Annotated in this window: 4 protein-coding genes; 3 read left to right on the top strand and 1 reads right to left on the bottom strand. The window is 49.8% G+C overall.

The window, feature by feature from the left end; translation table 11 throughout:
* Both ACESLU_RS12010 and ACESLU_RS12005 read left to right on the top strand, forming a co-directional pair.
* A partial coding sequence (locus ACESLU_RS12010) for a DUF72 domain-containing protein (protein ID WP_372638889.1) occupies positions 1-681 on the top strand: 681 nt, incomplete at its 5' end.
* Positions 682-1,219: 538 nt separating this feature from the next.
* Entirely contained in the window at positions 1,220-2,836 is a 1,617-nt protein-coding gene (locus tag ACESLU_RS12005) for a peptide chain release factor 3 (RefSeq protein WP_372638888.1), read from the top strand.
* A gap of 79 nt (positions 2,837-2,915) precedes the next feature.
* Here the strand turns inward: ACESLU_RS12005 and ACESLU_RS12000 are convergent, their stop codons facing one another.
* Positions 2,916-3,695 (bottom strand): peptidase, encoded by a 780-nt coding sequence (locus ACESLU_RS12000; RefSeq protein ID WP_372638887.1) that lies wholly within the window; start codon positions 3,693-3,695, stop codon positions 2,916-2,918.
* A gap of 373 nt (positions 3,696-4,068) precedes the next feature.
* Here ACESLU_RS12000 and ACESLU_RS11995 point away from each other — a divergent pair.
* On the top strand, positions 4,069-4,626 hold a 558-nt coding region (locus tag ACESLU_RS11995; RefSeq protein WP_372638886.1), incomplete at its 3' end, for an FAD-dependent oxidoreductase.

Genomic DNA, 4,626 nt, shown 5'->3' with positions numbered 1-4,626 from the left:
AAAGTCACTCCAGACGGCTTTAAATTTTGTTTCAAATTCCACCGGTCCATTACGCATAAGCGGCGTTTAAATGATGTTGAGGGTGAGGTGATGCGATTCCTGGAGGTCTTCGATCCCATTGCCGACCGGTTGGGCCCCTTCCACATCCAGCTGCCGCCCCGGTTCTCACCCGGTGAATTTGTCCACCTGGAGCGGCTGGTGCGCCTGCTGCCCTCAGCATACAGCTACGCGGTGGAAGTTCGTCACCCTGACTTTTACGATCACGGCAACAAGGAGAACCGGCTGAACCGTCTTTTGCAGAGCTACCATATCGACCGGGTTACTTTTGACGCCCGGAAGCTGCACAGCATGAAAAAAGAGGAGGCCTCCATCCGGGAGGCTCAAAAAAAGAAACCGAATGTCCCCGTCCGTTTTAAAAATACCGGGTCGCGTCCCTTCGTCCGCTTTGTGGGCGCGAATGATGTGCTGAACAATGAACCCTATCTGAAGGAATGGGCTATTGTCATTGCCGACTGGATTAAAGAGGGACTTCATCCCTATATTTTTACCCATTCGCCCGATAAAGTGAATCAGCCGTCCATTGCCCGGCGGTTCCACCAGCTGCTTTCCGACCTGATCGAGATCAACCCCATGCCCCCGTGGCCCGTGGAACGACAGAATGAACAGCTGGGGCTGTTTTAAGTATATTTTTTTTCTGTCATCCAAGATTCTCATTGCTTTTTTCAGTGATGAAGAAAGCAGTCAAAAAAATCACCGGCTGGGGGTTTTTCGCCAGAGTTTCGTTCGCTCAAGCCTGTAATAAGAAAAAATCGTTCCCTCCATTCGCTCAGACAGGCCTGTTTACGGCCGGTTCTCGCGCTCTTGCTCGGGGCGGCTCAGAACCCAAGGCCGGAAGTACATTTTTGTTTATTAGGTGCAATTCAGCGCCTGCCCATCCTATTGTTATCTTCAACGCCGCTGACAGGCAACGTTCGCAGTATAGTATGCGCTGTTATACTTTTTTGTCCTCAAAAATCGATAGAAGTTTATCGGTATCATAAGGGTACCACAATACACCCTACATCGTTGTGAGAAATACGGGCTGATAACTAAACAGGCCACAATTCTTATCAGGATTCTTTGGATCAGGGAACTTTTCATAAATACGGCAAGGTGATATGCTAAGAAAAAATTCGTATCTTGCGAGGCTGTTCAGAACAATAGAAATTGAGTTATTTTCATGGCCCAGTCCGATACCATTACAAAAGAGAAACAGGAGATTATAGAGGAGGCCCGCCGCCGGCGCACCTTTGCGATTATCTCGCACCCCGATGCCGGGAAGACGACCCTGACCGAAAAGCTCCTGCTGTACGGGGGCGCCATCCACGAGGCGGGTTCCATCCGCCAGCGGAAGGCCAACCGCTACGCTGCTTCCGACTGGATGGCCATTGAAAAAGACCGGGGAATTTCGGTAACCTCATCGGTGCTCCGCTTCGAAAAAGACAACATCAAATTCAACCTGCTGGATACGCCCGGGCACAAGGACTTTTCCGAAGATACCCTCCGGACGCTGGTTGCCGCCGATACCGCACTGATGGTCATTGACGTCGCAAAGGGCGTCGAGGAGCAGACCGAGAAGCTGTATGAAGTGTGCAAGATGCGGGAAATCCCGATTATCACCTTTGTCAACAAGTGCGACCGCCCGGGACTGGAGCCGCTGGAAGTGATCAGCAATGTGGAAAACCAGCTGGGTATCGAACCGGTTCCCGCTTCCTGGCCGCTGGGCTACGGGAAGGATTTTCAGGGCATTTACGACCTGATCGGCAAGCAGCTGCATCTTCAGAAGAAGGAAGAGCACGGGGCCAAGAAGGCGGAGACAAAGGTGTATGACCTGGAAGACGGGTTGGAGAAAGCCGTGCTTTCGGACCACGAGAAAGAGAAGTTCCGCGAAGAAGTTATGCTGACTGAAGACATGATGGAGATGATGGATGAGGAAGCCTTTATGAACGGCAAATGCACCCCGGTATTCTTCGGATCGGCGCTGAATAATTTCGGACTGGATGTCTTTCTCAATTATTTTGGGGAGTTGGCCCACCCGCCCCGGGAGTACGAGGATGCCGATGGAAAAAACCGCAAGCTTGATGACGGATTTTCCGGATTCGTCTTCAAAATGCAGGCCAACATGAACCCCGATCATCGTGATTGTGCCGCTTTTATCCGTATCACCTCCGGCAAGTTTGAACGGGGACTCGAGGTGACGGAGAGCAATACCGGCAGAAAGGTTAAGATGTCGACCCCTCACACGCTGATGGGCGATGAGCGACATATCCTGGAAGAGGCCTACCCGGGCGATGTGGTGTCGCTGTTTAACCCCGGCTCTTTTCGAATCGGAACGACGATATACAGTGATGATCCCGTCCGGTTTGATGTTATCCCCCTGTTTACACCCGAGCATTTTATGAAGGCTTCGTCCAAAGACCCGTTTAAGCGCAAGCAGCTGCGCGAGGGATTGAAACAGCTGGCCGAAGAGGGCGTTGTACACGTTTTTGAAGTCCCCCAGGGAGTCGGCAACGAGCTGCTGCTGGGGACCGTCGGCGCCCTGCAGTTCGACGTGGTTAAGCATCGCATGCAGACCGAATACAATACGGAGCTGCATATGTCAGCCGTCTCATACCATGCGGCGCGGTGGCTGGATGAGGACGAGGAGATTATTGAAAAGCTGGAGAACAGCTACTCCACTCATGTGACCAAAGATATGGAAGGTCACCCTATCGTCCTTTTTGACAGCGCCTACGCTATCGGCCAGGCCGAAGAAAAAGTGGGCGCCGAAAACCTCTACAAATTCAAGCAGAATTGAGAATTAGGAATTAAGAATTTAGAATTAGGAATGGAAGTAGTGCCTAATTTCAATAACAATCCTAATTCCTAATTTTAAATCATTTCCCTCCGTTTGCCTGCAGGTCGGCAATACACTGGGCATCCAGATCCGGAATGCTGCCGTCGAACAGGTTGGCAAAGAAGTCTGTGGTTTCCACGGATGGCTCCATCAGGCAGCCTTCGGCAGTGCAGTGGGCACTTCCGGCCGTTTTATGATCCGACTGGGTAGGAGTACCGTTTCCGACCAGTCCCAGGATATGGCCGAATTCGTGCTGGAAGATTGTCCCTTCAATCTTTTCCCTGGGGGGAGCTCCTATCCCGGAGGAGGCTTCTTCCACCGTTTCGCCAAAGAAGGCCATGGAAGTATTGAAATAGGCAATGGCAAGTACGTTGTTCTGCTCCTGAAATTTTCCGTCCGTAATCAGAAAATAGGCGTGCAGCGTATGATCCCTGCTGTCGGTATAGGTATCCCTGTACTCTTCTTCGAACGCGCGAATTTCATCAGCGGAATAGGTGCCGCCTCCGCCCGACTGCACTTCAGTGGGGGTGGTGATGACTACCTCCGACTTTTGAAGACGGGTTTGTAAAAAACTTTTGAGACTGTCCAGGGCCTGCTGGGAAGGCTGATGTCCCGGCATATAGTCAATTTCAAGCTCGAGTCTCGTAAAACTGCTGTCGGTCAAGAAGACCTCGGCTGAAGTACCGGGTGTCGCCGTGCTTACGAATTGATTCGTGTTCTCATCGACTCCCGAAGGAGAATCGAGGCAGCCATAAGCAGTCAATGACAAGACCAAAGCAATACATAGTACGATCAGTTGGTGCCGTTTAATGATGCCCATAAAGTTTTTTTGTTTTATTAAATTATTCTATCACTATTTAATAGGAAATAAAAGACCATGTTCCTTAAATTTCCAACTTTTATTCTGCAATATGCCCGTACATATGGAATGGTGTGAAAAAAACAGGTTGCTGAGGTGGAAGACCGGTATGTTTTCTTACCTGAATAACCGCTGCTTCCGTTAATGCAGAGATCTTATTTCACCCTTCCGCGTATTATTCTTAAATTAGAGGGCTTTTGAAATATTGACCGATTGGGTAGTTGAATGGCCGAATGATCTCCCTGTCCGGGATGTTATGAGGTCGGCAGCAATTAAGGAAGAGGACAATTTATCAAATCAATCATTCACCAAATTAACAAATTAGTAGATAATCATGGCTAAAGAATTTGACGTTTGCGTAATTGGTTCCGGTCCGGGTGGATATGTGGCCGCTATTCGTGCATCACAACTTGGTTTCAACACCGCCATCATTGAAAAACGCCATTTGGGCGGCGTGTGTCTGAATATCGGATGTATTCCGACCAAGGCCCTCCTTCGTTCCGCGGAAGTATATGAAAGTATTGAAGATGCCGAGAATTACGGTATTACCGTAAATGATTACGAGGCCGATTTTGAAGGCATTATCGGCCGCAGCCGCAATGTAGCCAATAAGATGAGCAAAGGCGTCCAGTTTTTGATGAAAGCCAACAAGATTGAGGTTTTTGAAGGCAAGGGCGTCTTTGAATCCAAAGATCAAATAAAGGTCGTGAATGAGGATGATGAAACCCAGCAGCAGATAACAGCCGATCACTTTATTATTGCCACGGGAGCGCGGGCCCGTCAGCTGCCGAACATCGAAATCGACGGTGAAATGGTTATCGATTATGAGAAAGCGATGCAGCTGGAAGAGCAGCCGGAGAAAATGGTCGTGATCGGGGCCGGCGCTATCGGC

The organism is Fodinibius sp. (assembly GCF_041642155.1).
Lineage (GTDB): Bacteria > Bacteroidota > Rhodothermia > Balneolales > Balneolaceae > Fodinibius.
This window is presented reverse-complemented; position numbering and strand designations above follow the sequence as displayed.

What these genes read in the sequence shown, in the direction of transcription:
- ACESLU_RS12005 (WP_372638888.1), top strand. Translation starts at nt 1,220, where the DNA reads ATGGCCCAGTCCGATACCATTACAAAAGAGAAACAGGAGATTATAGAG.
- ACESLU_RS12000 (WP_372638887.1), bottom strand. Translation starts at nt 3,695, where the DNA reads ATGGGCATCATTAAACGGCACCAACTGATCGTACTATGTATTGCTTTG.